Source organism: Streptomyces poriticola, assembly GCF_036689765.1.
GTDB classification, from domain to species: domain Bacteria; phylum Actinomycetota; class Actinomycetes; order Streptomycetales; family Streptomycetaceae; genus Streptomyces; species Streptomyces poriticola.
This window is the reverse complement of the sequence record NZ_JBAGKH010000050.1, coordinates 1-22267: the sequence shown is the minus strand read 5'-3', so window position 1 is coordinate 22267 and position 22267 is coordinate 1. Positions and strand designations below refer to the sequence as shown.

Genomic DNA, 22267 nt, shown 5'->3' with positions numbered 1-22267 from the left:
TGCAGAGTGGCGGGAGTGGTTCTGGTCTGTATGCATGGGATGCCAGTACAGACGTGGTCACCTGTAGGCGGCGACGGCGGCGAAGTAGATACCCAGGCCGGTGGCTGCGGTGCCCGCGCCGGTGAGGATCGCCTGAGGGATGCCGACACCGGACCGGCGGGCGAGCAGGCCCGCGGTGATCGCGATGTTGAGGGCGGTGGACAGGGCGAGCAGCAGGGACAGGATCTGCAGCGGGCTCATCGTGTGAACTCCCCATGGTGGTGACGGCCCAGGGACGGGCCGTGCGGGACGGGTTCGACGCTGGCTGTCCAGGGGGCCGTCCCACAGGAGTCCCGATACGGATTGGACACCTCACGGCGAAGCGGGCTGGTGGGCGCTAGGGTTCACGACGCGGCCGGGGTGTGTGTCCACCAGGGTGTCCAGGGGCGGGGTGGACACCCGGGCCCGGGCCGCGCGGGAGGGGAGGGCGCCGTGATGGCGGGACCGGCAGCGCAGGAACCGGAGTACACCGAGTTGATCGCCGAGTTGGCCGCGTTCCGCGACGAGCGTCTGCGGCGTCAGCCGTCGGACCGCGCGCTGGCCGGTGACGTCGGGGTCAGCCCGACCACGATCGGGGACTGGCTGCGAGCCGACCGGTTCCCCCAGCAGATCGATCCGCTGCTGAAGCTGGTGCGGGTCGTGTGGGCACAGGCCGAGCGGGCCGGGCTGGCCGGTGACCCGGCGGCGGCCGCGGTACTGGACGAGCAGACGTGGCGGCGCGCCTACCAGGCCGAGGCCCGCCGGCGTGCGGACGGCACGCGTGCCGCGGTCGAGGCCGGGCAGGGCCGGGCGGTGCTGGAGCGGATGCGTCCGGGCATGCCGCTGGCGGAGGTGGTCGACCCGTTCCATCTGGAGGTGCACCGTGCGATCGGCTCTCCGGTTGCCGGTCTGCCGGTGCTGCCGGCGTATGTGCCGCGCGAGCACGATGACCGGCTGGCCGAGGTGGTGGCACAGGCCGCTGCGGGGGCCAGCCAGGTCGCGGTGCTCGTGGGCGGGTCGTCCACCGGCAAGACTCGCGCCTGCTGGGAAGCGCTCCAGCCGCTGCGCGAGCGGGAAGAGTCCTGGCGGCTGTGGCATCCCATCGCCCCCACCCGCCCCGACGCCGCCCTGGCCGAACTCGCCGACGTCGCCCCGTACACCGTGATCTGGCTGAACGAGGCCCAGGAATACCTGCTCCCCTCCCCGCTCGGGGAGCAGATCGCCGCGCGCCTGCGGGACCTGCTGCGCGACCCACGTCGGGCTCCGGTACTGGTGCTGGCCACCCTCTGGCTGGACCACTGGACCACCCTGACGACCCGTACCACCCCGGACCGGCACGCCCTGGCCCGGGACCTGTTGGACGGGCACAGGATCAGAGTGCCGGATGTTTTCACCGGCTCCGCCCAGGACGCTCTGGCCGATGCGGCAGGCGCTGACCCCCGGCTCGCGGAGGCCGCCGAACGCGCCGCGGACGGTCAGGTCGCCCAGTATCTGGCCGGGGTACCGGTCCTGATGAGCCGCTACGAGGACGCCCCACCGGCCACGAAGGCGCTCATCCACGCGGCCATGGACGCCCGCCGCCTCGGCGCCGGACCGCACATCCCTGTGGCGTGGCTGGCCGAGGCCGCCCCCGGCTACCTCACGGAGGTCGAGTGGAACCAGAGCGGTGGCGACTGGTTAGAAGCCGCTCTCGAATACGTCACCACCCCCTGCAAGGGCATCCCCGGCATTTTCACCCCCGTCAAAACCGGCAACCTCCGCAACCGCCGCACCAGTACCCCCACCAGCCCCGCTGGCGGGAATGGCACCCGGGCCGGGCAAAGCCCGCTGTACCGGCTGGCCGACTACCTCGACCAGCACGGCCGCCACGCCCGCGCCGCGGAGATACCCCCCATCGACTTCTGGACCGCGGCTGCCGCACAGGCCCACCGGGCCGACCTGGCCGCGCTCGGAGATGCTGCCTGGGCCCGAGGCTTGTACCGCGACGCTGCCCAACTCCACAAGCACGCCACCACCCATGGCAACGCCCACGCCGCATCCGCCCTTGTCAACCACCTCCACACCCTGCACCCCACCGACCACCACCCCGCCCAATGGGCGGCCGCCAACGCCGCCCTCGCCCCCCCGTACGCCGTGGCCATTCTGCTGGAGGGGCTGCGGGAGGCTGGGGCGCAGAAACAACTCACCGCCCTGGCCGAACGAGCCGCTGCCCATATCTCCCTCGACGACCCGTTCGCCGTGACCGCTCTGCTGCGCGTGCTGCGGGAGGCTGGGACGCAGGAACAACTCACCGCCCTGTTAGCCCGTGACCCCGCCGCCCACGTCTCCCTCGACGACCCGCGCTCCGTGACCACTCTGCTGGAGGGACTGCGGGAGGCCGGGGAGCAGGAACAGCTCACCGCCCTGGCCGAACGGGCCGCCGCCCACGTCTCCCTGGATGACCCGCGCTCCGTGACCACTCTGCTGGAGGGGCTGCGGAGAGTCGGGGCGGAAGGACAGGTCACCGCCCTGTTGGCCCGTGCCCCCGCGGCCCACGTCCCCCTCGACAAAGAGTTCGCCGTGGCCGCTCTGCTGGAGGGGCTGCGGGAGGCCGGGGCGGAGGAACAGGTCACCGCCCTGGCCGAACGGCTTCCTGCTGCGGGACACTTCGATCAGTTCATCGGGATAGGTGACCACCGGGAGCGGTTCCGGTTCGGTCGGGAACCTGATGGGAGTGTCGCTGCCCCGTGGGGGTGGGGGGACTTGGAGTGATCTGGACCGCGAACCGTCTCGTCGAAGTCGGCACCGCCCGGGACGGGCACCAGAAGCGTGTGTGGTGTTGGGGTACACCTCAACACCACACACATGACGATCCGGAAAGAGCGTCAAGATAGAGTCCTCGACGGGGTTTCTTGACGTGTGTCTACTCAGCTCTTAGGGTCCATCCTGACATTTCGGGGTGCGGAAGGAACCGGACCGATGCGCGTCGGCTACATCAGGGTCAGCAGCGTCGACCAGAACACCGTCCGCCAGCTCGACGGGGTCGAGACCGAGCGGGTGTTCACCGACAAGGCGTCCGGGAAGGACACCGCCCGGCCGAAGCTCGACGAGATGCTGGCGTTCGTCCGCGACGGCGACACCGTCATCGTCCACTCGATGGACCGGCTCGCGCGCAATCTCGACGATCTGCGCCGCGTGGTGCGGACCCTGACTGCCAAGGGCGTGCGCGTGGAGTTCGTCAAGGAGAACCTCACCTTCACCGGCGAGGACTCTCCGATGGCGACGTTGCTGCTGTCGGTCATGGGCGCGTTCGCCGAGTTCGAGCGCGCTCTGATCCTCGAACGCCAGCGTGAGGGCATCGCCGCAGCCAAGCAGCGCGGCGTCTACACCGGCCGCAGGCCCGCGCTCACCCCTGAACAGGCCAGCCAGCTGCGTGAACGCGCCGCCGCCGGCGAGCGGAAATCCGCACTGGCTAAAGAGTTCGGTATCAGCCGTGAGACCGTCTACAGCTATCTGCGGACCACATGCGCCGCAGATCTCTCGGGCTGAATCAGGCCTGGCCTGAGGTCCACTCGTAGTCACCTTGCGGCTGGTGTCTGAGCTAGGACACCGGGCCCGAGCAACCCGGCGCCGGGGACGCCGTTCGAGGGGCGGTGGGTCCACACGGACCGGCCCGCGGAGCCGGTACCCAACACGCATCATGTTTGCCCAGTTCAGAGGCTGTCCACTTTTTTCCTACCTCTTCTGCGGACCGGCGAAAACTGGATTGGGACCGAGGCCGGACGCAAGAGTGTTGCCCATGACAGTTACTCGTTACCGCGTGCTGGTAGTCGTCTTGGTGGGTCTCCTCGCTGCGGCTGTCGCCGTGATCCTCGCCGTGCTCGACAAGCACGCCGCTACGGATGCCATCCGGAACGCTGGCGTCGCATTCGGCGGGACCACCACGCTGGGCCTGCTGCTGAGCACTGCACTCAAGGACAAGCCCGGTCAGGGGGTTCAGTGACCCCTTACTGGAGCGAGGGCATGTATGTGGAGCCCACGTCAGACCATCCCGGCGACGAGGAGTGGTTCAAGGAGCCCATGGTCAAGGTGGCCGGCCACCTCTTCCCCCCGCGCTTCCGGATCTACATGAAGTGCCGCGCGTCGGACATCGCAATGTGCATCGCCCTGGAGGTCGACCGCGGGGGTTTCATCGAGCAGGAGAACGCCATCACGATCCACGGTGTTGCCTCCGACCGAGAGCGGGACCAGGTGCGGGTGGCCGCACGGAAGCTTGCGCTCCCCCTTGCTCTGGCCGCCGTACCCTTCGGTCCTGCCCGGAAGACGGAAGAGGGCTGGGAGTGGGTGGACATGGGCTGGTCCCCGCCGGCGGTCCACCGGGTCGGCGACCTGCCCAGCCCGCAGCGTGCCTTGCTCAAGGAGCTTCGGCGCCGGACAGGGCCGAAGTGGTGGGACATCTACTTGCCGCGCATCGAACAGACAGCCTTCCTCGTCGCTTGCGCCTCGCCTGAGAAACCAACACGCAAAGTGATCGTGGAGGACGTGTGCCCCCAGACCTACGTCAGCCGGACCCAGGCGTACCAAGACCTGCAGACCGCACGTGAGCTTGGCCTGATCCCCCCTGAGCGATGCGACTCGGCCGGGAACCCCCTTGCTCTTCATGACCGGGCGTCACCCTGATGACAGGGAGCTGCTTGTCGCTTCGCCGTAGCTTCGGGAGAACAGGGCAGCGAGGCCCCGGTGGGGCGCCGCTGGGACCGCTGCCATCCGGGCCGCCCCGCCTATCACATGGGGTGATGCTCTGGGCTGGAATCGGGGATCACCTCATACTCCGCCGGGTCACCTGGCACTGTCGCGCGCGAATCACGCCGACGGTCAAGGAGCGGGCGGTGCCCACCAACTTTCTGAGCGAGGAACAACGCAGGCGCTTCGGCCACTTCACCGAGGACCCGGACGAGGGACAGCTCGCCGGGTCCTTCCTGCTGGACCAGACCGCGCGCCGCAGGGCGATGGCCGCCCGCGGAGCGCGGAACCGGATCGGCTGGGCCGTCCAGCTCGGCACCATCCGCTACCTGGGCACCTTCCTGAACAACCCCGAAGAGGTGCCCGCCGTGGTGGTCGCCTATGTCGCCGAGCAGATCGGGCTGGAGCCGGATGCCTTCGCCGGGTACGGCAGCAGCGAGGCCCGCTGGGACCACCAGGAGCAGATCCGCGCCGGCTACGGGTACACAAAGTTCGAGTTCGACCAGTGGTTCGCGCTCGCCGCACAACCGTCTCCCCGTTCGCGAAGTCGTGCACCGTTCCTCCGCCCACGTTGATTCAGACGGCAGGGTTGTGAGCTGTCCCAGAGCGAGGTGTGGGGACGGCTGCCGGGTGGCGCAGTTGGTCAGGGATGAGGTCGCCGTGGCGTTGCCGGAGGTAGTCGAGGGCCTGTTCCAGGGAGGGGTTGTGGTCGATGCCGTTCTTGACGAACTCCAGGCGCTGCTTGGCTTCCCGCAGGATTTCGGACCATGTACGCACCCAGACCCGGACGTGTGCGTGCTCATAGTTCGTGGGTTCGCTGTACAAGCCCTCGGGTTGGTTGGCCTGCCGGAGGGATGGCTTCAGCCTGTCCTTGATCGAACGGACGACAAGGTAGAAGTCCCAGGTGGTTTCAACGTTGGCGAAGCGGGGCTCGTTGAGGACGGCCTGCATGTAGTCGTCAACTTGGTTGGCCTGTTCGCGGTCCGCATCGACTTTGGGCGCCTTGAGCTCGATGACGAGGTGCCGCACCCGGTCGTGCTCGTGGCTTTCGGCGGAAAGCATGAGATCGACTCGCCGGGTGCTGCCGTCGACCGCATGGACGGGTCCGTCCGGGGTGGGGTCCCAGCCGACGGCACGCCGGTGGTGTTCCAGCACTCGGGTCAGGCCGATTTCACTGCTGCGCATCATGTTGAACTCTTCGCCGAACACCCACAGTTCGCGTTCGAGGATCTTATGGAGGTGATCACGCTCCTTGACCGCTCCGTAGGTCTCCACGTCGAAGACCAGGTGTTCGAGGGCGGTCAGGAACTGAAGCCGTGAGGTGACGATCGATGATGCGCGGATGATGTTGGAAAGGCTCGTCTGCTGGAGGAGACCGTGCAGGTGGCTGACGTCGTCACCACTCAGGCTCAGAACCTTCTCCAGGATCTCCACCATCTCGTCCGGGTTGTGGCGGAGGGAGTTCTGCAGCAAGGACAGCGTGAGCCGCTTCTTGGCCCTGTCACCCGTGATGTGCCGGTTGATGGAGGTCGCGACCAGGTCGAACGTCGCCTGTTCAGCACGAGCCTGGTCACCTTCGGCGTGGCGCGGATAGGGGTAGACGCCTTCGTCGATCCATCTATCCACGAGCCGACGGCGCTCGCGCCGACGCCGCTCTTCGAGACGGCCACTGATCCAGTCCCGGGCGACACGAAGCAGGGGTGCCAGGGGCGTGTCACCGCCCAGCATGATCAAGGGAATCTCGTTGCGATGCTGTGGCATGGGTTCCCACAGCACGTAGGCGGTGTAGGAGAAGTCGGTGTGCTCAGCGGAAGCGTCAATGCTCTCTACAGGAGAACTGGCGGCGTCGCACAGGGCGATGGTGCGTTCCGTGCCAGTGCGCCAGTGGATCAGGCGGACCGAGATCGAGTGTGTCTGCCCGTCGTACTCGAATGTCAGATCCTCGGAGTGTTCTTCCTCCTGGATCTGCGTGCGCGGGTCGATCCGATGACCGTCGTAAGTGACCCGGACATCGGTCCAGGTCAGGAGATAGGGTGCGAGAGCTGCCGTGATCTGGGCGACGGCTTTGGGCTCCAGGAGCCGAAGGAGGTGGCTGGACTGCTTCCCCCACAGCTCAACCTTCGTGGCTGGCCGGTCGGTCTCAGGTGCTGGCTGTGAGTCGATGCGCCACGTCGTCCGTCGGCTGATCTCGGACTCGATGGTCGTGCGCATCAGGCGGCCGTCCACTGCACGTGCCGTGCTTGTCCACCGTGTTGAATCCCCCAGAGCGAAGGCCCGCAGCCGCCCGCGGCCGGCCTTTCCATGCAGCGGCCGCTTCAACCGCTCTGTCTTGCCACCCATGCGCTTGTCGGAGTTTCCGACCTGCTTGAACGCGGTTCGTGCCTTCTCAGGTGAGATGCCGTCGCCAGTGTCGGTAACAACCACCTTGTCCACGCCCTCGGTGGCAGATCGCTCGATGATCACGTCGACTTCGTTGGCGTCGGCGTCAAGAGAGTTCCACACCAGCTCAAGCACGGCCTTGACCGCCTCCCGCTCATGCGAGAGCTGCCGAACCAGGTCGTCCCCGGCTTCCAGAAGCACGTGATCCGCCATAACAGCGCATCTTTCAGCAGACCGGAACGCATTGTCCATCCCGCATCAACGCCCCGTAATCTTGCGCGCGGCGCGGCCCGGCAGCGCCCCGTCACGGTCCTACGGAGCCGTGGTGCGTCGGTGCAGGTCCCTGGCCCACTCCCGGAGTTGGTCTTCGAGGGTGAGATTGTCGCCGCGGGCCACGGTCTGGAGCAGCTGGGCGCACACGGTCGCTTCGGCGGCGAGGCCGGCCGGGCTGCCCAGGATGGGGAAGGCGGCGCGGACGCGGGCGGCGACGTTCGGCTGGAGGAGTGTGTAGGCGTAGAGGCTGGCGCAGTCGAAGCCCTGGGGGGCTTGGCCCCATCCTTCCCAGTCGAGCAGCCGCAGGGGTGATGTGAGGTTCGCCCAGTGCAGGTCGGCGTGGGCGGGGGTCCAGCGGGTCACGGTCGGGGCCGGGGTCCCGAGGAATTCGGGGATGGCCCGGTCCATGTACTGCTGCCGTACGGCGACGCGCTCAGTGGCGACCACCGACACCTTCTCCAGCATCCCGGTGAGGTCGTTCCACCAGGAGTCCGGCAGCTGGGGGTCGTGCTGGAGGACCGGGTCGTCGGACAAAACCGACTGGTCGACGCGGGCCGACAGCTCCGCCCGGTAGGCAGTGCCGTCGTCGAAGGCGTCGTGCACTCCCAGCAGCGCGGGCCGGTGCCCGTCGAGGTCGCCGAAAGCGTGCTGCGCGTCCAGGGCGCCGTCCCAAAGCTTGCCCGACGCCTTGTCCTCCGGGGCCGACACCAGCCGCAGCCACGCCGGGGCGCCGGCGGCGGTGCGGGCCGGGGTGCCCAGGGTGCGCCCGGCCCACCCCCAGAACTCCGAGCCCGGTTCCGTCCGGGCGTCCAGGGCCCGGGCGGCGCGGGTGTGGTGGGCGCGCATGCGCTGTTCGGTGTCCGGGTCAGGGGGAGGCGAGTACACCAGTGATCTCCCGCAACTTGGCGGCGGTCAGGGCGGGTTGAGCGACGGCGTCGGCCGCCTCCTTCCAGTGTGGCGCACCGGAGGCGGCCAGAAGGACGTCCGTCACTCCTGGGCATGACGCGACGGTGAGGACGCACGCCTGTGCGGGGGTCAGGCCCGGCCGGATGAGGTCGGCGAGCTCCTGGTCGACCATGCCGGGGAGCTCCCCGCCGTGCAGCGGGGCCGACGCCATCACCCGCAGGCCTGTGTCCACGGCGGCCGGGAGCGGCCCGTGGCCGTGAAGGGCCTGCACGATCGGCGTCATCATCACCAGGCTGATCGGCAGCTGGATGGCGGTCAGGTGATGCTGCTGTCCGCCGGCGGCTTCGGCGGCCAGGGCGAGTAGCTCCCCCACCGTGAACGCCTCCTCCTCCAGGCCCGCCCACGTGGCGATCCCGTACCCGGTCACGTGCCCGGCCGCGGCGGCTTCCTCGAGGACGGCGAAAGCGTCGCGGAACGCGCGGTGCAGTGCGGGGCGGTCTCCGGGGTGGGCGCGCTCGGGGTTGTGCAGCAGGACCAGGTCCAGCCGGTCGCGCCCGAGCTGGGCGCGGTTGCGGCGAATCTGCCAGCGCACGTAGTTGGGGGCGAGGCTGTGCCCGGCGACGACCTGGTCCTCGGTGAGGACACCGTCGTTCGCGGCGTCGGTGCCGGTGGCGGCGGTGAAGAACCCGGCCTTCGTGGAGATGCGCGCGTGCCGGTGGGCGGCCAGGACCGGGGCCAGGAGGGTCTGCGCCTGGCCGGTGGCGTAGTTGGGGGCGGTGTCGATCCACGCGCCGGAGGCGGCCGCGCGGGCGGCCGCCTCCGGGATCGCCTGGCACCGGTAGGTACCGAGGGCGAGTTGTGCGGTCACAGCAGGCTCCCCACCGTCGCGGCCTGCCCGGCAACGAGCTCCTGGACCAGAGCGGCGACGTCCTCCAGGGCGAGATCGGCCGTGTCGGCGAGCGTGGCCAGGTCCACTGTGCGGCCGTCGACCAGCGGGCGCAGCACCGCTTCTGCCTTGGGCGCGAACTCGTACACGGTGCCGGCGGCAGACAGCGTCACCATGTCCTCGCCGACGTCCAGCACCGCGCGAGCGGTCGTCAGCCGCACCCGCAGACTGCCGTCGACGGGAACGCCGTCGATGTACGGCAGGCTCGGCACCATCCGCCCGGCGGCCTGGCCGTCCATCGCGGCCCGGTAGCGGGCAATCAGCGTCGGGTCGTCCAGCAGTTCGGCGAGCCGCTTGCGAATCCCGTCCACGGCGTCGGCCTGGACGTCCGATGCGGCGAGCAGCGGCAGGTCGCGCCGCCAGTCCTCGTGCGTGAGCAGCTGCTCGGACACCCACGTCATCAGGTCGGTCGCGGTGTGGGTCTGCAGGCCGCAAGTGACGTGCAGGGAGCGGGTGCCCTGGTCGGCGGAGACCGCGTGCCACACGCCGCGCGGCACGTACAGGACGTCGCCCGGCCACAGGACCAGGTCGGCGATCGGCTCGGTGGGTGCCTCGCCGGGGTCCTCAATGTCGCGGTAGAGCGGGAACGGGCGGGTGGTGCCGTAGATCCGCCACCGTTTCGCGCCGTCCAGCTGGACGATGACGGTGTCGTGGTCGTCCCAGTGGACTCCGAAGCCCTCGGTGCTGGTCCAGGAGGCGTAGAGGTTCGCCTGCACGCGGGTGCGCAGCTCGCGCTCGATCGCTTCGGCCAGGCGGGCCAGCGGCGGGTGGAGTTCGTCGACGCTGTCCAGGGCGAGGGAGGCGCCCTCCTTCAGGCGGGCGTGCAGTTCGGCCGGGTGGAGGCGGTGCCACACCGTGTGCCGGCGTGTGGCGACCGGCGCGGTGTAGCCGCCGACCAGCAGCGTCTCGCCGTCGCGGGACAGCCGCATGCGCGGCGGCTCCAGGCGGTGGCCGGCGAGGATCTGGTTGAGGTCGTCCCAGGTCATCAGTCCGGCGACATCGAGGGCGCCGGGTACGTGGCGGTGTTCGCGGTGCAGTGCCTGGGCGAGGAAGTCCTCGCCCAGGCACGCCGCGATGGACAGGCGCGTCATCGCGTCAGGGCTCCCGGTCCGTCAGTCGTTGCCGTCGCTCTTACCGGTGCCGCCGCCGTCCGAGGGGATGGCGTTGCGACCCCGGGCGGCGACGATCGACCGGCGGGAACGGACCAGGCCGCCGGTCGACGGCCCGGACGTGGCGGGCGGGGGCGTGGCGGGACTCTGCATGGAATCCTCCTGCGGGGCTGGTGGCCGGGCCCTGGATAGCCGCGGCCGCGAACATCGCCAGTACAGCCGCGAACCACACGGGCGATAACCCCGTGACGGGGCCCCCACGGTGGGTATGGTCGTTGGGCTGACGCACTGTCATTCCACGAGATTTCAGGGGGACTTGTGGACGACTTACCGCCGTCACCCGCCCAAGTGCCGCGCCATCTGCTGGACGACCCCGCGTTCGTCCGAGCCCTGCACGAACGGGACTTCACCACGGTGTTCGCGACGGCCCACGACGCGGGGATCTCCTTCAACCGGATCGCCGAAGCGTGCGCACTCAAAGCCGAGCGGGTCAGCCAGATCGCCCGGGGCACCGCAGCTGTCACCGCGCTGGCAACTGTCGAGCGAATCTCCGGCGGACTGCGCATTCCCGGTGCCCTACTGGGGCTGGCTGCGCAACCCTGGGAGGACACCGCCGCTCTCAGCACGGAGCCCGACCTTGGAGATGATCCGATGAAGCGCCGCAACCTGCTTCGTGGCGCGCTCGCCGCCGGCCTCACCGCTCCGGCGCTCGCCGCCCTCACCGCCGCCCGGACCGACGTCGACCAGACCCTCTCCCCCGACACTCCCCAGGACCTGGCCGACCTCGAGGCCGCAGCCGAGAGCTACGGATACGGCTACCACGGACAGGCACCCACCCGCGTGCTGGCCGACCTGGTCACCGACTTCACGACCCTGCGCCCGCTGCTCACTGTCCCGCAGCCCGCACCGGTCCGGGCACGGTTGTGCCGGACGACCGGGCAGATGGCCGGGATGACCGCGATCGTCTTACACGACCTGGGCAGCCGCCGCGAGTCCCGCGCCTGGTTCGCCACCGCCGCCCGGGCCGCCGCCGAATCCGGCGACCAGCAGCTGCACGCGTGGGTCCTCGCCCGGGAGGCGATGGTGCCGCTCAACTACGGCGCACCGAGGGCAGCGGCCGACCTCGCCGGCCAGGCCCGGCAGGCGGCCGGCACCAGGCCGACCGCCGCCGCGGTGCTGGCGGCCGCCGTCGCCGCCCGCGCCTACGCCCTCAACCACCAGAGCGAGCAGGCCCGCGCCGCGCTCACCGCAGCCGACGCCCTCATGAACCAGCTCCCCGACTCCGAGCGGTCGGACACGTGGCTGACGTACGGCGAGCAGAAGCACCACGTCCACCTCAGCCACGCGTTCACCACCCTTGGGGACACCCGCCGCGCCCGGGAGAGCCAGGCGCGGGCGCTGGAGCTGTCCGCACCGACCAGCACGATGACGCGCACCCTGCTGACCATCGACGGCGCCGCCTGTGCCCACCACGACGGCGACAGCGAAGAGGCGTGCCGTCGTACGGTCGCCGTCCTGACGATGCTGCCCGCCGACTTCCGCACTGGCCTGGTCCGCCGCCGCGCCCTGGACCTGTACGAGGCGATCCCCGCCCAGCACCACCAGGAACGTGCCGTACGGGAACTACGCGACGTCGTGGCCGGCTGACAACGACCACTCCCACAGCGGGCGGGAACGGCCGGTCCCCTCGCAATGGAAGCACTGGCCACCCCCTGGTGTGCTGCGGGCGCCGATGGTGCCGAGGGCATCCCGCACGAGCTGGGTGATGCCTGCCACGTGGCCGGTGTGCAGCGGCAGTTCCTCCCGCACACCGATCATGAGCTCCAGCGCGACGTCGGGCACGAGCACGTACTCGCCGAACCCGCTGCCCTTGTCGAGGTCGCGCGTCACCGTGTCGAGCACGTCGTGAAGGCTGCGTACCGGCTCTCCCTCGAACAGTTCCACCCGCGCTGAGAGGACGATGTCCTCCGGCTTCACGAGCGACAGCCGTGCCGCTGGCCGCTCGAACGGCCAGCCGAGGCCGACTGGCTCGGGATGGGCTGCGTGGAGACGGGCCATTGGTTAGGGCGGCGTTCTGTGGCCCCACCAAGGCGACTCCAGCTGGCCCCATTTTGCGAGTGATTCGTGAAGGTCAGGCGTCTTGAGATGGTCCCGGAGGGCGGTCTGTTCTGGGACCACCAGAGTGGTGCGGACACGAACTCAGACGACAGAGGCTCTGAACGGATCGGTCGGAATGATCTCTGCTTCGTCGAAGAGTTGCTCCAACTCCTCGTGGCCGTGGCGTCGGCGGAACTCGATCTCGGCGGTTGTTGCCGGCAGGGTCCACAGGATGCGCGCGTGTCCACCGGGCAGGGGACAGTGTTCGAGGTCGGGTCCGTGGAGGTAGGGCAGGCTGATGAGCAGGTGGTCGCAGGTCGAGCCTGGCACCCACGGTTCGCCGATCGGCATGCTGTGCTCCAGGTCGAGCCGATGCCCTCCGCAGTGGTAGTAGGCGATCATCGCCATGAGGTCGATGAACCGCTGATCGCGGACGTGGGCAGTCATGACGAACTCAAGCCCATGACCGTGTTTCTCCATCGCGGCCCAGCACCCGGCGGTCACATAGGCCCAGCTGTCGCTGCGGGGACCCGGCCCCACAACGAAAACACGCAGGTCGGGAATCGCCTCTCGACGTTCCGGCCCGAGGTCGTAGTCGACGACCTCCACGGAATGCCCCTCGAAGAACGCCCGGACATGTGACTCCACGCCCTCCGCGGCCAGCAGCCTCGCATTACTCACCGCGCGATCATGCCAGACGGCGCTCGACCGCTCCTGCGCTCTTGTTCGCTTTGGTGCGGGCCAGGCGGTAGGACTCGGTTCCGGTCTCGATGAGGGTGGCGTTGAAGGTGAGCCGGTCCACGATCGCCGCGCAGAGCCGCGGATCGGTAAAGGTCTTGCTCCAGCCCGTGAACGCTTCGTTGGAGGCGATGGCGATGCTGTTCTTCTCCTCCCGCTCGGTGAGAACCTGGAAGAGCATCTCGGCTCCTCGGCGGTCGAGTTCGAGATAGGACTGACTGGCTTCGCTCTGACGATGATCGCGTGCGATCTGGTCTTCCTGTCCGGCGCTCTCGACCGTGCTCTGCTGTGGGTCCGAGGCAGGCTACCCGGGACCCGGACGTCCGAGGCGGACGCGGCGGCATCGGCAGAACCCTCGAAGGAGGAGAGACCGAGCGGGGAGAGCGGAACAAAGAAGGCCACACCCGAGGCCGAACTCGTCTGACCGACAGGAGCAACAGACAACGTGCCCACCCCGATCTGCCTGCTGGGCGGCGCCGGTATCAACGACCGGGCCGCCCACGGCCACGACCAGGACCGGTTCGTGGAAATCGGCTCCCTCAGCAAGGTGTTCACCGCAACCGTCCTGACCCAGCTGACGAAGGAAGGAGTCGTCGGCCTCGACACTCCACTGGAGGAATGCCTGGACGAGGTACCTGCCGGGACGGGCATCACGCTGCGGCACCTCGCTGAGCACACCTCGGGCCTGCCGCGCCTGCCCGTCTGCCCCGCCGGTCCGCCCGCCGACCCCTACGCCACCTTCACGGAACAGGCCCTGCGCGCCTCGCTACGCGAGCTGGACCGGGTGACCACGGGGCGGCTGGGCGAGGAAGAGTACTCCAACCTCGGGTACGCCATCCTCGGGCACGCCCTCACCTCCGTCACGGGACGCTCGTACCAGCAACTCGTGGACGGTCACGTCCTGTCGCCCCTGGGGCTGGACGCGGGTGCGGTGACCGCTCTACCGCCGCAGGAGCAGCGCCTCGTCCCGCGCGGCCTGTTCGGTCGGCCCCGCCCCCTGTGGACGCTGACCGGACCGATCTTGCCGGCCGGCGGTCTGTGGTCAACCTGCCGGACCCTGTCCCGGGCTGTGGTCGGACTACTCGTCGAACGCCGGCTGGGCCCGCCCGCGCCCAGCTGGCAGCGGGGTTCATCGATCACGTGGCACAACGGCGCCACGCGCGGCTCGTCTGTCGTAGCCGCCGCGCACGACGACGGCCGCTGGATCGTCCTGCACCGCCTGGGCGACGCGGCCGGCACCGACAGTCTCGCCAGGAAGACCCTCCTCGCAGCCCCCGCCCCGCGCGGCGGGGTTTGATCACCACCACGAAGCGAAGGTCACAGGGAACGCCATGAGGATCGCCTGGTTCGCCTGGCTGACAAGGCACTTCGGTGAGTACGGGTACAGCGACGGGCCGTTGCGCGCCGCGATCGGCACGGGCGCCGTGCTGGTGACCGCCGCGCTGCTCTGGCTCGTACTGCACCGCAACCGGCCTGCCGCCACGGCGGCCGTCGGCCTCACCTGCGCCCTGGGCATCGGGTGGCTGGCCTTCCACTGAGAGGACGTTCATGACGGATGCCGTCGTCGTTGGTTCTGGGCCGAACGGGCTTGCCGCCGCGCTCACCCTCGCCCGTGCCGGGCTCCGGGTCGAGGTGTTCGAGGCACACGAGCGCATTGGCGGGGGACTGCGTACGGAACCGCTGTTCGACTCTGAAGTGCTGCACGACATTTGTGCGGCCGTCCACCCTATGGCACCGGTGTCTCCGTTCATGCGGTCGCTCGACCTGGAGGCGCACGGCGTCGCCCTGCTGCACTCTCCCGCTGCCTATGCGCATCCCCTCAAGGGGCGCCCTGCCGCCGTGGCCTGGCGTGACCTCGACGCTACTTGCGCCGAGCTTGGTAGGGACGGGCGGCGCTGGCGGCGGCTGATGCTCCCGCTGATGGAGCGTTCTGTGGATGTGGTGGAGCTGATGCTTTCCACACAGCGCACTGCGCCGGACTGGTGGGCCCTGGCCGTACTGGCCCCCCGCCTGCTGGCGCAGGCCCTGCGCGTCGGCGGCGGCCTGCGCACCGAGGCGGCCCAGGCGCTTCTCTCGGGTGTGGCTGCCCATGGCATCGGGCGGCTCCCTTCACCGGCGTCCGCAGCGGTCGCGCTGCTGCTTGGGCATCTCGCACACACCACCGGCTGGCCCGTCCCACAGGGCGGTTCCCGGGCCGTGGCCGCCGTCATGGCCGCGCAGATCGAGCGTCTCGGAGGCCGGATCCACACCGGAGTCCGGGTGGACAGCCTGCGGGACCTGCCCGCCCGCGGCCTTACCCTGCTGGACGTCTCCCCCCGCGAACTGGCCCGGATCGCCCAGCTGCCCGACGGGTATCTCCGCATGTTGTCCCGCTACCGGTACGGCCCCGGCGCCGCCAAGGCCGACTTCCTCATCAAGGGCTCTATCCCCTGGGCCGACTCCCGCCTCTCCCAGGCCGCCACCATCCATCTGGGCGGGGCCCACGGCACGGCACGGGAACTGGCCCACGCCGAGACCGCGACGGCCCGGGGCCTGAGAGCCCCGCACCCGTACATCATCGTCGTGGACCCGGCCGCCGCGGACCCGGCACGGGCAGTCCGAGGCAGGAGACCGGTATGGGCCTACGCGCACGTGCCGCACGGCGACACCCGTGATCCCCTGCCGATGATTCGCGCCGCCCTCGAGAGCCACGCCCCGGGTTTCACGGACACGGTGATCGCTGAGCGCGGCATGTCGGCGGCACGACTGGGTGCGTACAACCCGAACTACGTAGGCGGCGACATCGCCTCAGGCGCGATGACCCTGTGGCAGACGTTTGCCCGGCCCGTGCCGCGCTGGAACCCCTACCGGACGCCTCTACCCGGCACGTGGCTGTGTTCCTCGGCGACTCCGCCGGGCCCTTCTGTCCACGGCATGTGCGGATACCACGCAGCTCGGGCGGCGTTGAACACGTGGCAGGGTGTGGCCCGGACGGCTGCCGCCCGGTTTGAGTAGTGCCTTCGGTGCCACTCCGTCGCCGCCGCCGCAAACCTCACGGCGAAGCTGGCGTTCTACCTCCGTGCCTACCCGTACGTGCGCGTCACCCTCGACGGCAGAAGGCTCGAGCCCAGCGACATCAGCATTCGCCTGGCTTCCGGCGGCCACCCCCCGGCCCTCATCCTGCGCGCAGGCGGCCACGCCGACTTCCTGCCCACACCCGGCGGCATGCTCGTCGGTGCCCTGCCCGACGCCCGGTTCTACACCGCTGCCACCACCCTCGCCCCCGGTGAAACCCTCCTGCTCTACGCCGACGGCCTCACCGAGGCACGCACCGGGCCCCGCCGCGACAGCCTCTACGGCGAGGACGCCCTGCTCGAATTCACCACCCGCCACGCCCCCGCCAGCGCCCGCGAGGTGATCATCGCGCTGACCGGACTGCTGGCCGGATTCGGTGACAGCCCCGACGCCGCCGCCCTCCTCGCCCTCGGGGTCCCTTCGGCCCGTCCGCACCCCGGCCCCGCAACGAATCCACCACGATGAGCCCGCTGAACATCACCCGCGAAGCCGCCACCGGCCCCGTCGTGCACGTCGCCAGCGACCTCGACTACGGCCACGTCGCAGCCATGCGCCAGCACATTGACGCCCTCGACCTGTATCCGGGCCAGTGCCTCGTCATCGATCTGGCAGGCATGGAATTCTGCGACTCCAGCGGTATTACCGCTCTGATCGCGGCCCACCAGCGTGCCCTGGCCGCTGACGCCGACATCGCCCTGGCCGCAGTCCCGGACAACACCTTGCGCATCCTGGCCATCGTCGGCCTCGACCAGATCTTCACCTTCCATCCCGACGCCGACACCGCCACCACCAGCTGACCCACTCACCCGGTCAGCCCACCGGGCACAGCGAACGGGCCGACGTTCCGGATGCGTCGGCCGTCACTCCTTGGCGTGCTGCTGATGGCGCCGACGCCTTCATCCCGCCGGGCGAGGATCCGGTGTCTTGATCGCAGATGGTCGGCCCACGTCGTTCGACGACTTGCTGCCCGTTGCGGTGCGTGCCCACGCCGCCCTGCTCACCCGTGCCAGCGTCCCGGCCCCATCCTTGAGCTTTGGCCAGTGCTCCACAAGCTCATCAGCAGGGCCATCAAGGACGTCTGGGAGGAGGCATTCCCCGAGCTGCGTCCATGATCACCTTCCGGTGCACTCCCCCAGCACCCCGCAGCAGGCGTTCTCACCACAACTGCGGCAGTCTCACCCAACCTGCAGGACCGCAGGTCAAACGGCCCGAGCATGGTCCAGAACCCGTCGCAATCCATCTGCGGCACCGCAGGTCACCGGCATGCGGTCACCGCAACAACGGTGCGACCTCACAACCGGCACGGCTCTGTTGCCTTCGTGCCGCGCGCGGAAATCTCTCTTGTCGCTGGCACCACCACGGGCCAATACTCCGTGAATGACAATCGAGGCGCCTCGCTATGGAACCCGTTCCGTTGCCTGGACCAGCATCCAGGAGGAGCTGTATCCCGACCACCCCAACTCCGCGTAGTGGGACAGCAGCGAGGCCACGGAGATGAACCGGTTGCGAGGCATGGTGATGGTCCAGGCCGCCGAGACCGAAGCGGTGCTCGGCATCATCCTATCTCGGCTCGATCCCACGGCTCGTCGTGACCGGCCCTCGGGACAGCTTCTGCAGATAATACGCAGCACGATTGATGGCCACTGCGACACCGAATGGCCGCCAGCACTCGACGTGATTGAACAGGCGATCAAGCGTCGCAACAGAGCCGTCCACGACAGCCCTGCGATCGGCAGAACCTGGCGCGCATACGCATCGGGCGGGGGCGAGTGGGCGCACGTCACGACGATGCTGGGTGATGAAGAATCCGACGTCTCCACTCTCTTGAAGGACCTTGCTCTGCAGCAGGAGGCCACTGCGGCCGCCGTCGAAGTACTCCACTGCCTGACCGTCTGAAGCTTCTCTGCTCGGAGGACGTGCTGTTTCGACTGTGGACGTACATGGCGCGGAAGTAGCTGTGTGGCTGGTGAAGCGCTGTGGTCAGGGGCTGCCGGGTGTGCGACCAGCTGGGCCAGTACAGTGCACACCCTGCTGGGCTTGTCCGGTGCCGAGGTTGTCGATGAGTTTGCGGGTGATGCTCTCGGGGTATGTCAGCGGGATGGTGGTCTGCGGCTTGCGCAGGCCGGCCTCCCACGGCAGCTGTGTATGCCTTCATCCGTCCGGAGGTGGCCTCCTCCCAGGAGGTCGGGACGGTCTCTGGCGAGCTTGTTGATGTCGGATTTCCACGCCAGGCCCTGTGATGCGGGAGGGCTCCACAGCGGCGGCTCGGGGCTACGCAGGTGTGGCCGCGCGCCTGCCGTCCTTCGGTTAGGGTGCCGCCACAGATCAGGAACACGTGGGGGTGGGGCGATGGTGGGTTGGCATCGGGGCGTGCTGTGGGCGGTGGCGGTAGCAACCGGTCTGACGTGTGTCGGGCTGGCCCTCTTGTTGTTGCTGAAGGATCTCAGCATGGCGGCCACCGTAGCGGGCCTTGCTGCCAATGTCGTCACGCTCGTCATGACCGTCTTCGCGGTCCGCGGGCTGCTGCTGCAGTCCGCTCAGCAGGTCACCCACCGGGTCACTGCGTCGGGGGCCGGTTCCGTGGCTGCCGGGGGCAGCATTGGCAGGGCTGTCACGGGCAACAGCAGCCGGTTGTCGGGCCCGGCGCCTACTGCCCTCCCGCCGTCGGCAGCCTCGACCGGGCCTGTGGAAGCATCCGGACCGAAGTCGGTGTCCGCCGGCGGCTCCATCGGTGAGGCCGTCACGGGAGACGGCAACAGCCCGTGACCGCTTGGTGGAGCCGGTTGGGCTTGCGGCGGCGCAAGGGCTCATCCGGTGGTGTTCAACATGCCTCGGCCGCGCCGGGCGCGGTGGCCGCATCGGGTGACGGGGCCCTCGCGATCGGTGGCTCCGTCGGCGTAGCTGTGGCCGGACACGACAACATCGTGACGGTGTGGCAGTCGGGCTCTGATGAGCAGGTGACGCTGGATGATCTGGCTGCCGCAGGCCGGGCCCGCATGATGCAGCGCTGGCGCGCGGCTGGCGTTCCGGTCGCCTTGGCAGCCGAACTCGCGGACACCTCGCAGACGGGTGCTCTGCCTGCAGCAGCAGTGGCTCCCTCGCCGGGGACCTGTGTTGTCGTCCTGGAGGGCGGCTTCGGATCGGGCAAGTCGCTGGCCGCCGAGCGTCAGCACCAGCAGGACATCGCTGCCGCCCGTGCCGACGCCGAGGCTCCCATTCCAGTCCATCTCGCCGCGCAGAACGTTCAGGGCGATCTGATCGACGCCGCTACACGCGCGGCACGCAGGCTCGGAGACCCAGCTGCGCGCGGTGTCGCACTGGTGGTGGACGGTCTGGACGAGCCCGGCCCCATCCGCGGCAAAGAACTACTGGATCAGGCTCTCAGCTGGACCGCCGCCTCCGGCGCGCGCTGGCGCATCCTGGCCACGACACGTCCCGGCCTGGAGATGGACTCCAAACTGCGCCGAAGCATGCCCGAGTTGGCCGAGGGCGAGGCGGCGACGCTGATGGAACGGCTCGGCGGCAACGGCCTCGCCGTAGGCAGCGAATCGGACATGGTGCGCAGTGTGCTGCGCCGACCTCTGTTCGCCATCATCGGGGCGCAGATCCAACAAGATCGTGAGCGTCTGCCGAGCAGTCCTATGGCATTTTTGGATGCGTTGGTCACCCGAGCCCTGCGCGATGTCGAGAGTGTCAAGGAAGAACGAGCCGAGCGGCTGTTGCAGCGGCTCGCTGCGGCATGTGTCAGCGGCGGAGGGCTGGCGGGGGCGGCCGACGTGGGCAGTCCTGGCGAGATGCAGGCGTTGCTGGACACCCGGCTGGTGGTGCGTCGTGGAGATCGGCATCTGGCTTTTGCTCTGCCCGTGATCGAGCAGTACTTCGCCGGCCAGGCCCTGCTGGCCAACGGGGTGCTGGCCGAGGTGGTGCGGAGTGTGGAGCTGCTGGATCGCTGGCGTTACGGGCTGGCGATGGCGATCGCCTCGGGCGGCTGGAAGTCGACACGCATGGTGCTCGATCCTTTGCTGCGTGCCCACCCAGGCGTCGCGGCCTGGGCCGCGCACGAAGCGGTCCCGCAGGCCGAGCGTGAACAGGAAAGTTCATGGCCGGATCTGCCGGACGACGTGGTCTGTCAACGCCTGCAAACAGCCCTGGAAGCCTGGCAGCAGGCGCTCAGCCCGGCGGGGGAACGCATCTTCCTCTACACGGGGTGGAGCGGCCCGGTCACGGTCGATGCCGGTCTCACGGGCAACGAGCTCTGGCTGCACATCCTGCGCCGCGATGGCGACCACACTCCGGGACTTGCGGTCCCGGCTACCCAACGGTGGACGGAACCACGTGGGGTGCGCCCGCTCGAGGGATCCTTTGGGCCCGTCGCTGCGGACTACGCCGCCTGGCCCTGGCGTACGACGCTGGACCTGCTCGCCTCCCATCTGAACACACTGTGCGAACGCAGGGATTTCGATCTGGCCGACTGCGATGCCTACACCAAGGAGCGTCTGTGGTCGGCGGGCGCGGACCTGATGGGACTGGCCTCCCGTCGCTTCACTCCACTGCGGGCGGAAGAAGTACACCAAAAGCTGCGCCAGCACCTCTACGACAGAGGGAGTCTGCCGGTCCGGTCAGGCTTCGGCCACAGGTTCACGGGCAGACAGGCGGAGTTGCTGCGGCTCGAGGAGGAACTGGGAAGCGGCCGATGGGCAGACGGTCACGGCCTGCTGCACTCCCCGTATGCCGTCCCGGACCAAGCACGCGGCCCTCACACGCACTGGGTATGGGACTCCTACAGCCCTGAACAGCTCAGGCTGCGCACCGAGCAGGTCCTCACCGCCGCCGTGGAAATTTACACCGCGCTCGTCGAGACCTGGTTCCCTCAGCTCAAGCAGGCCCTGGGCCTGGCAAGCGTCGCCCCCGCCGCGTTGGTCGCCGACCTGTACCAACCACCGTCTAGTGGCAGCGGCTCCTATGAACCGCCTCGCATGCGGCTCTCCCTGCGTCCTTCGCCGACCAACTCGGTCACCGTCCGCCTCGTGCCGTCAGAGAACGACATCTACTCCCCCCTGCCTTCTCCCCCACCCGGGAAACAACCAGCAAGGTCCCCCTGGGCACGCCCGAGTACGCCGGTAGTCAGCGAACCGGAAGTCTTCGACGACGCCCCCGCCACCAATTACGCCTACGCCTGGCTCCACGAGGACCTCCACCGGCTCCACCTCACCGACCGCGCCCCGCGGATAACGAGCACCTCTCTGCCGTAACCCCTGCCCCGTCGGCGGCATCGACCCGACCTGCTGGAGGACACTGGCCCTTGCAAGGGCAGGCAGAAGCCGAATGATGCCCCTAAGAGCTTGTCTCACGTGGTGAGGTTGGCCAGCTTCTTGTAGCAGGTCAGTACCGCTGCGAGGCCGAGGAAAGCCAGGAAGTGTGTGCCCTTCCGCTCGTACCGGACGGTGAGGCGCCGGTAGCCGAAGAGCCAGGAGATCGACCGCTCGATCTTCCAACGGTGCCTGCCCAGGCGCTCACTGGATTCGATGCCCGGCCGGGCGATGCGCGGGACGACGCCTCGCCCGCGCAGCCAATTCAGGTGCTCGGCGGAGTAGTACGCCTTGTCCGCGCGGAGCTTGCTGGGGCGGCGCCGGCGAGGACCGCGCCGTGAACGGATCGCGGGTATGCCCAGGACCAGCGGCAGCAGGGCCTGGCTGTCGTGGACGTTCGCACCGGACACGCCGAGCGCGAGGGGTAAGCCCTGAGCGTCGGACAGCACGTGCAACTTGCTGCCCTTCTTGCCCCGGTCGACCGGGTTGCGCCCGGTCAGCGATCCCCCCTTTTCGCCCGGACCGAAGCCGCATCAACGATCGCCGAGGTCCAGTCCAGCTCACCGCGGGCACCGAGCTCGTCCAAAATGGCCCGGTGCAGACGTCTCCACAACCCGCCCTCCGTCCACACCGAGAACCGGTGGTGTGCGGTGGCGGGAGAAACGCCGAACGTCTCGGGAAGATGCCGCCACGCACACCCGCTGGTCAACACGTAC

22 protein-coding genes and 2 pseudogenes are annotated in these 22267 nt (G+C 69.1%); 14 read left to right on the top strand and 10 right to left on the bottom strand.

The annotated features are described in order from the left end of the window. Positions 1 to 57: 57 nt before the first annotated feature. Positions 58 to 240, bottom strand: a complete 183-nt coding sequence (locus V5O46_RS30650; RefSeq protein ID WP_332888003.1) for a hypothetical protein — start codon at positions 238 to 240, stop codon at positions 58 to 60. A gap of 234 nt (positions 241 to 474) precedes the next feature. Here V5O46_RS30650 and V5O46_RS30645 point away from each other — a divergent pair, with 234 nt between their 5' ends. The 5 genes from V5O46_RS30645 (at position 475) to V5O46_RS30625 (ending at position 5315) form a co-directional block, all read left to right on the top strand. Next, complete coding sequence (locus V5O46_RS30645) at positions 475 to 2769, top strand: hypothetical protein (RefSeq protein WP_332888002.1); 2295 nt, start codon at positions 475 to 477, stop codon at positions 2767 to 2769. A 207-nt stretch (positions 2770 to 2976) separates the two neighbouring features. Next, the gene (locus V5O46_RS30640; RefSeq protein WP_332888001.1) at positions 2977 to 3546 is read left to right on the top strand and encodes a recombinase family protein; all 570 of its coding nucleotides are present in this window, start codon (positions 2977 to 2979) and stop codon (positions 3544 to 3546) included. A gap of 250 nt (positions 3547 to 3796) precedes the next feature. Next, positions 3797 to 4000: a hypothetical protein gene (locus tag V5O46_RS30635; protein WP_332888000.1), complete on the top strand. Its 204-nt coding sequence runs from the start codon at positions 3797 to 3799 to the stop codon at positions 3998 to 4000. 20 nt (positions 4001 to 4020) lie between these two features. Then, a complete protein-coding gene (locus tag V5O46_RS30630) occupies positions 4021 to 4677 on the top strand; it encodes a hypothetical protein (RefSeq protein ID WP_332887999.1) in 657 nt (218 codons plus the stop codon). Positions 4678 to 4886: 209 nt separating this feature from the next. After that, positions 4887 to 5315, top strand: coding sequence for a DUF4158 domain-containing protein (locus V5O46_RS30625; protein WP_332887998.1), 429 nt, complete (start codon positions 4887 to 4889; stop codon positions 5313 to 5315). Between the two features lies 1 nt (position 5316). Here V5O46_RS30625 and V5O46_RS30620 read toward each other — a convergent pair whose 3' ends face one another. The 5 genes from V5O46_RS30620 to V5O46_RS30600 form a co-directional block, all read right to left on the bottom strand. After that, a complete protein-coding gene (locus V5O46_RS30620; protein ID WP_332887997.1) occupies positions 5317 to 7332 on the bottom strand; it encodes an ATP-binding protein in 2016 nt (671 codons plus the stop codon). A 99-nt stretch (positions 7333 to 7431) separates the two neighbouring features. Further along, positions 7432 to 8238 (bottom strand): hypothetical protein, encoded by an 807-nt coding sequence (locus V5O46_RS30615; RefSeq protein ID WP_332887996.1) that lies wholly within the window; start codon positions 8236 to 8238, stop codon positions 7432 to 7434. Positions 8239 to 8257: 19 nt separating this feature from the next. Further along, positions 8258 to 9166 (bottom strand): aldo/keto reductase, encoded by a 909-nt coding sequence (locus V5O46_RS30610; RefSeq protein ID WP_332887995.1) that lies wholly within the window; start codon positions 9164 to 9166, stop codon positions 8258 to 8260. Then, on the bottom strand, positions 9163 to 10335 hold the full coding sequence (locus V5O46_RS30605; protein WP_332887994.1) for a ribosomal protein uL16 3-hydroxylase: 1173 nt from the start codon (positions 10333 to 10335) through the stop codon (positions 9163 to 9165). Before V5O46_RS30605 ends, V5O46_RS30610 begins: the two co-directional genes overlap by 4 nt. Positions 10336 to 10356: 21 nt before the next feature. Further along, positions 10357 to 10506 (bottom strand): hypothetical protein, encoded by a 150-nt coding sequence (locus tag V5O46_RS30600; protein WP_167362005.1) that lies wholly within the window; start codon positions 10504 to 10506, stop codon positions 10357 to 10359. A 165-nt stretch (positions 10507 to 10671) separates the two neighbouring features. Here V5O46_RS30600 and V5O46_RS30595 point away from each other — a divergent pair, with 165 nt between their 5' ends. Further along, positions 10672 to 12000, top strand: a complete 1329-nt coding sequence (locus tag V5O46_RS30595) for a hypothetical protein (protein WP_332887993.1) — start codon at positions 10672 to 10674, stop codon at positions 11998 to 12000. Here the strand turns inward: V5O46_RS30595 and V5O46_RS30590 are convergent. The 3 genes and pseudogenes from V5O46_RS30590 to V5O46_RS30580 all read right to left on the bottom strand — a co-directional run. Further along, entirely contained in the window at positions 11977 to 12411 is a 435-nt protein-coding gene (locus V5O46_RS30590) for a hypothetical protein (protein ID WP_332887992.1), read from the bottom strand. The two genes, V5O46_RS30595 and V5O46_RS30590, sit on opposite strands and share 24 nt — an antisense overlap. Before the next feature lie 141 nt (positions 12412 to 12552). Continuing rightward, entirely contained in the window at positions 12553 to 13131 is a 579-nt protein-coding gene (locus V5O46_RS30585; RefSeq protein WP_332887991.1) for a suppressor of fused domain protein, read from the bottom strand. Between the two features lie 7 nt (positions 13132 to 13138). Further along, positions 13139 to 13399 (bottom strand): annotated as a pseudogene (locus V5O46_RS30580) (ATP-binding protein); the annotation flags it as partial. Positions 13400 to 13633: 234 nt separating this feature from the next. Here V5O46_RS30580 and V5O46_RS30575 point away from each other — a divergent pair. The 8 genes from V5O46_RS30575 (at position 13634) to V5O46_RS30540 (ending at position 21494) form a co-directional block, all read left to right on the top strand. Then, positions 13634 to 14485 carry a serine hydrolase domain-containing protein gene (locus V5O46_RS30575; RefSeq protein ID WP_332887990.1) on the top strand — a complete coding sequence of 284 codons (852 nt, stop codon included), beginning with the start codon at positions 13634 to 13636 and terminating at the stop codon, positions 14483 to 14485. 34 nt (positions 14486 to 14519) lie between these two features. After that, the gene (locus tag V5O46_RS30570) at positions 14520 to 14726 is read left to right on the top strand and encodes a hypothetical protein (protein WP_332887989.1); all 207 of its coding nucleotides are present in this window, start codon (positions 14520 to 14522) and stop codon (positions 14724 to 14726) included. 10 nt (positions 14727 to 14736) lie between these two features. After that, positions 14737 to 16182 (top strand): phytoene desaturase family protein, encoded by a 1446-nt coding sequence (locus V5O46_RS30565; RefSeq protein WP_332887988.1) that lies wholly within the window; start codon positions 14737 to 14739, stop codon positions 16180 to 16182. A 78-nt stretch (positions 16183 to 16260) separates the two neighbouring features. Further along, positions 16261 to 16707, top strand: coding sequence for a PP2C family protein-serine/threonine phosphatase (locus V5O46_RS30560; RefSeq protein ID WP_332887987.1), 447 nt, complete (start codon positions 16261 to 16263; stop codon positions 16705 to 16707). Then, positions 16704 to 17039: an STAS domain-containing protein gene (locus tag V5O46_RS30555; RefSeq protein ID WP_332887986.1), complete on the top strand. Its 336-nt coding sequence runs from the start codon at positions 16704 to 16706 to the stop codon at positions 17037 to 17039. The genes V5O46_RS30560 and V5O46_RS30555 overlap by 4 nt, the downstream gene beginning before the upstream one ends. A gap of 715 nt (positions 17040 to 17754) precedes the next feature. Next, positions 17755 to 18138, top strand: a complete 384-nt coding sequence (locus V5O46_RS30550; RefSeq protein ID WP_332887985.1) for a hypothetical protein — start codon at positions 17755 to 17757, stop codon at positions 18136 to 18138. Positions 18139 to 18612: 474 nt separating this feature from the next. Beyond that, complete coding sequence (locus tag V5O46_RS30545) at positions 18613 to 19008, top strand: hypothetical protein (protein WP_332887984.1); 396 nt, start codon at positions 18613 to 18615, stop codon at positions 19006 to 19008. Then, complete coding sequence (locus V5O46_RS30540; RefSeq protein WP_332887983.1) at positions 19005 to 21494, top strand: NACHT domain-containing protein; 2490 nt, start codon at positions 19005 to 19007, stop codon at positions 21492 to 21494. Before V5O46_RS30545 ends, V5O46_RS30540 begins: the two co-directional genes overlap by 4 nt. 95 nt (positions 21495 to 21589) lie before the next feature. On the opposite strand, the pseudogene V5O46_RS30535 reads toward V5O46_RS30540, so the two are convergent. Further along, positions 21590 to 22267 (bottom strand): annotated as a pseudogene (locus V5O46_RS30535) (IS5 family transposase); the annotation flags it as partial.

Excerpts from the sequence above, each read along its gene's own strand:
- V5O46_RS30620 (WP_332887997.1), bottom strand. The coding sequence starts at position 7,332 with ATGGCGGATCACGTGCTTCTGGAAGCCGGGGACGACCTGGTTCGGCAG.
- V5O46_RS30640 (WP_332888001.1), top strand. The coding sequence starts at position 2,977 with ATGCGCGTCGGCTACATCAGGGTCAGCAGCGTCGACCAGAACACCGTC.
- V5O46_RS30570 (WP_332887989.1), top strand. The coding sequence starts at position 14,520 with ATGAGGATCGCCTGGTTCGCCTGGCTGACAAGGCACTTCGGTGAGTAC.
- V5O46_RS30550 (WP_332887985.1), top strand. The coding sequence starts at position 17,755 with ATGGTGATGGTCCAGGCCGCCGAGACCGAAGCGGTGCTCGGCATCATC.
- V5O46_RS30645 (WP_332888002.1), top strand. The coding sequence starts at position 475 with ATGGCGGGACCGGCAGCGCAGGAACCGGAGTACACCGAGTTGATCGCC.
- V5O46_RS30605 (WP_332887994.1), bottom strand. The coding sequence starts at position 10,335 with ATGACGCGCCTGTCCATCGCGGCGTGCCTGGGCGAGGACTTCCTCGCC.
- V5O46_RS30635 (WP_332888000.1), top strand. The coding sequence starts at position 3,797 with ATGACAGTTACTCGTTACCGCGTGCTGGTAGTCGTCTTGGTGGGTCTC.
- V5O46_RS30630 (WP_332887999.1), top strand. The coding sequence starts at position 4,021 with ATGTATGTGGAGCCCACGTCAGACCATCCCGGCGACGAGGAGTGGTTC.
- V5O46_RS30565 (WP_332887988.1), top strand. The coding sequence starts at position 14,737 with ATGACGGATGCCGTCGTCGTTGGTTCTGGGCCGAACGGGCTTGCCGCC.
- V5O46_RS30600 (WP_167362005.1), bottom strand. The coding sequence starts at position 10,506 with ATGCAGAGTCCCGCCACGCCCCCGCCCGCCACGTCCGGGCCGTCGACC.
- V5O46_RS30650 (WP_332888003.1), bottom strand. The coding sequence starts at position 240 with ATGAGCCCGCTGCAGATCCTGTCCCTGCTGCTCGCCCTGTCCACCGCC.
- V5O46_RS30555 (WP_332887986.1), top strand. The coding sequence starts at position 16,704 with ATGAGCCCGCTGAACATCACCCGCGAAGCCGCCACCGGCCCCGTCGTG.
- V5O46_RS30615 (WP_332887996.1), bottom strand. The coding sequence starts at position 8,238 with ATGCGCGCCCACCACACCCGCGCCGCCCGGGCCCTGGACGCCCGGACG.
- V5O46_RS30590 (WP_332887992.1), bottom strand. The coding sequence starts at position 12,411 with ATGGCCCGTCTCCACGCAGCCCATCCCGAGCCAGTCGGCCTCGGCTGG.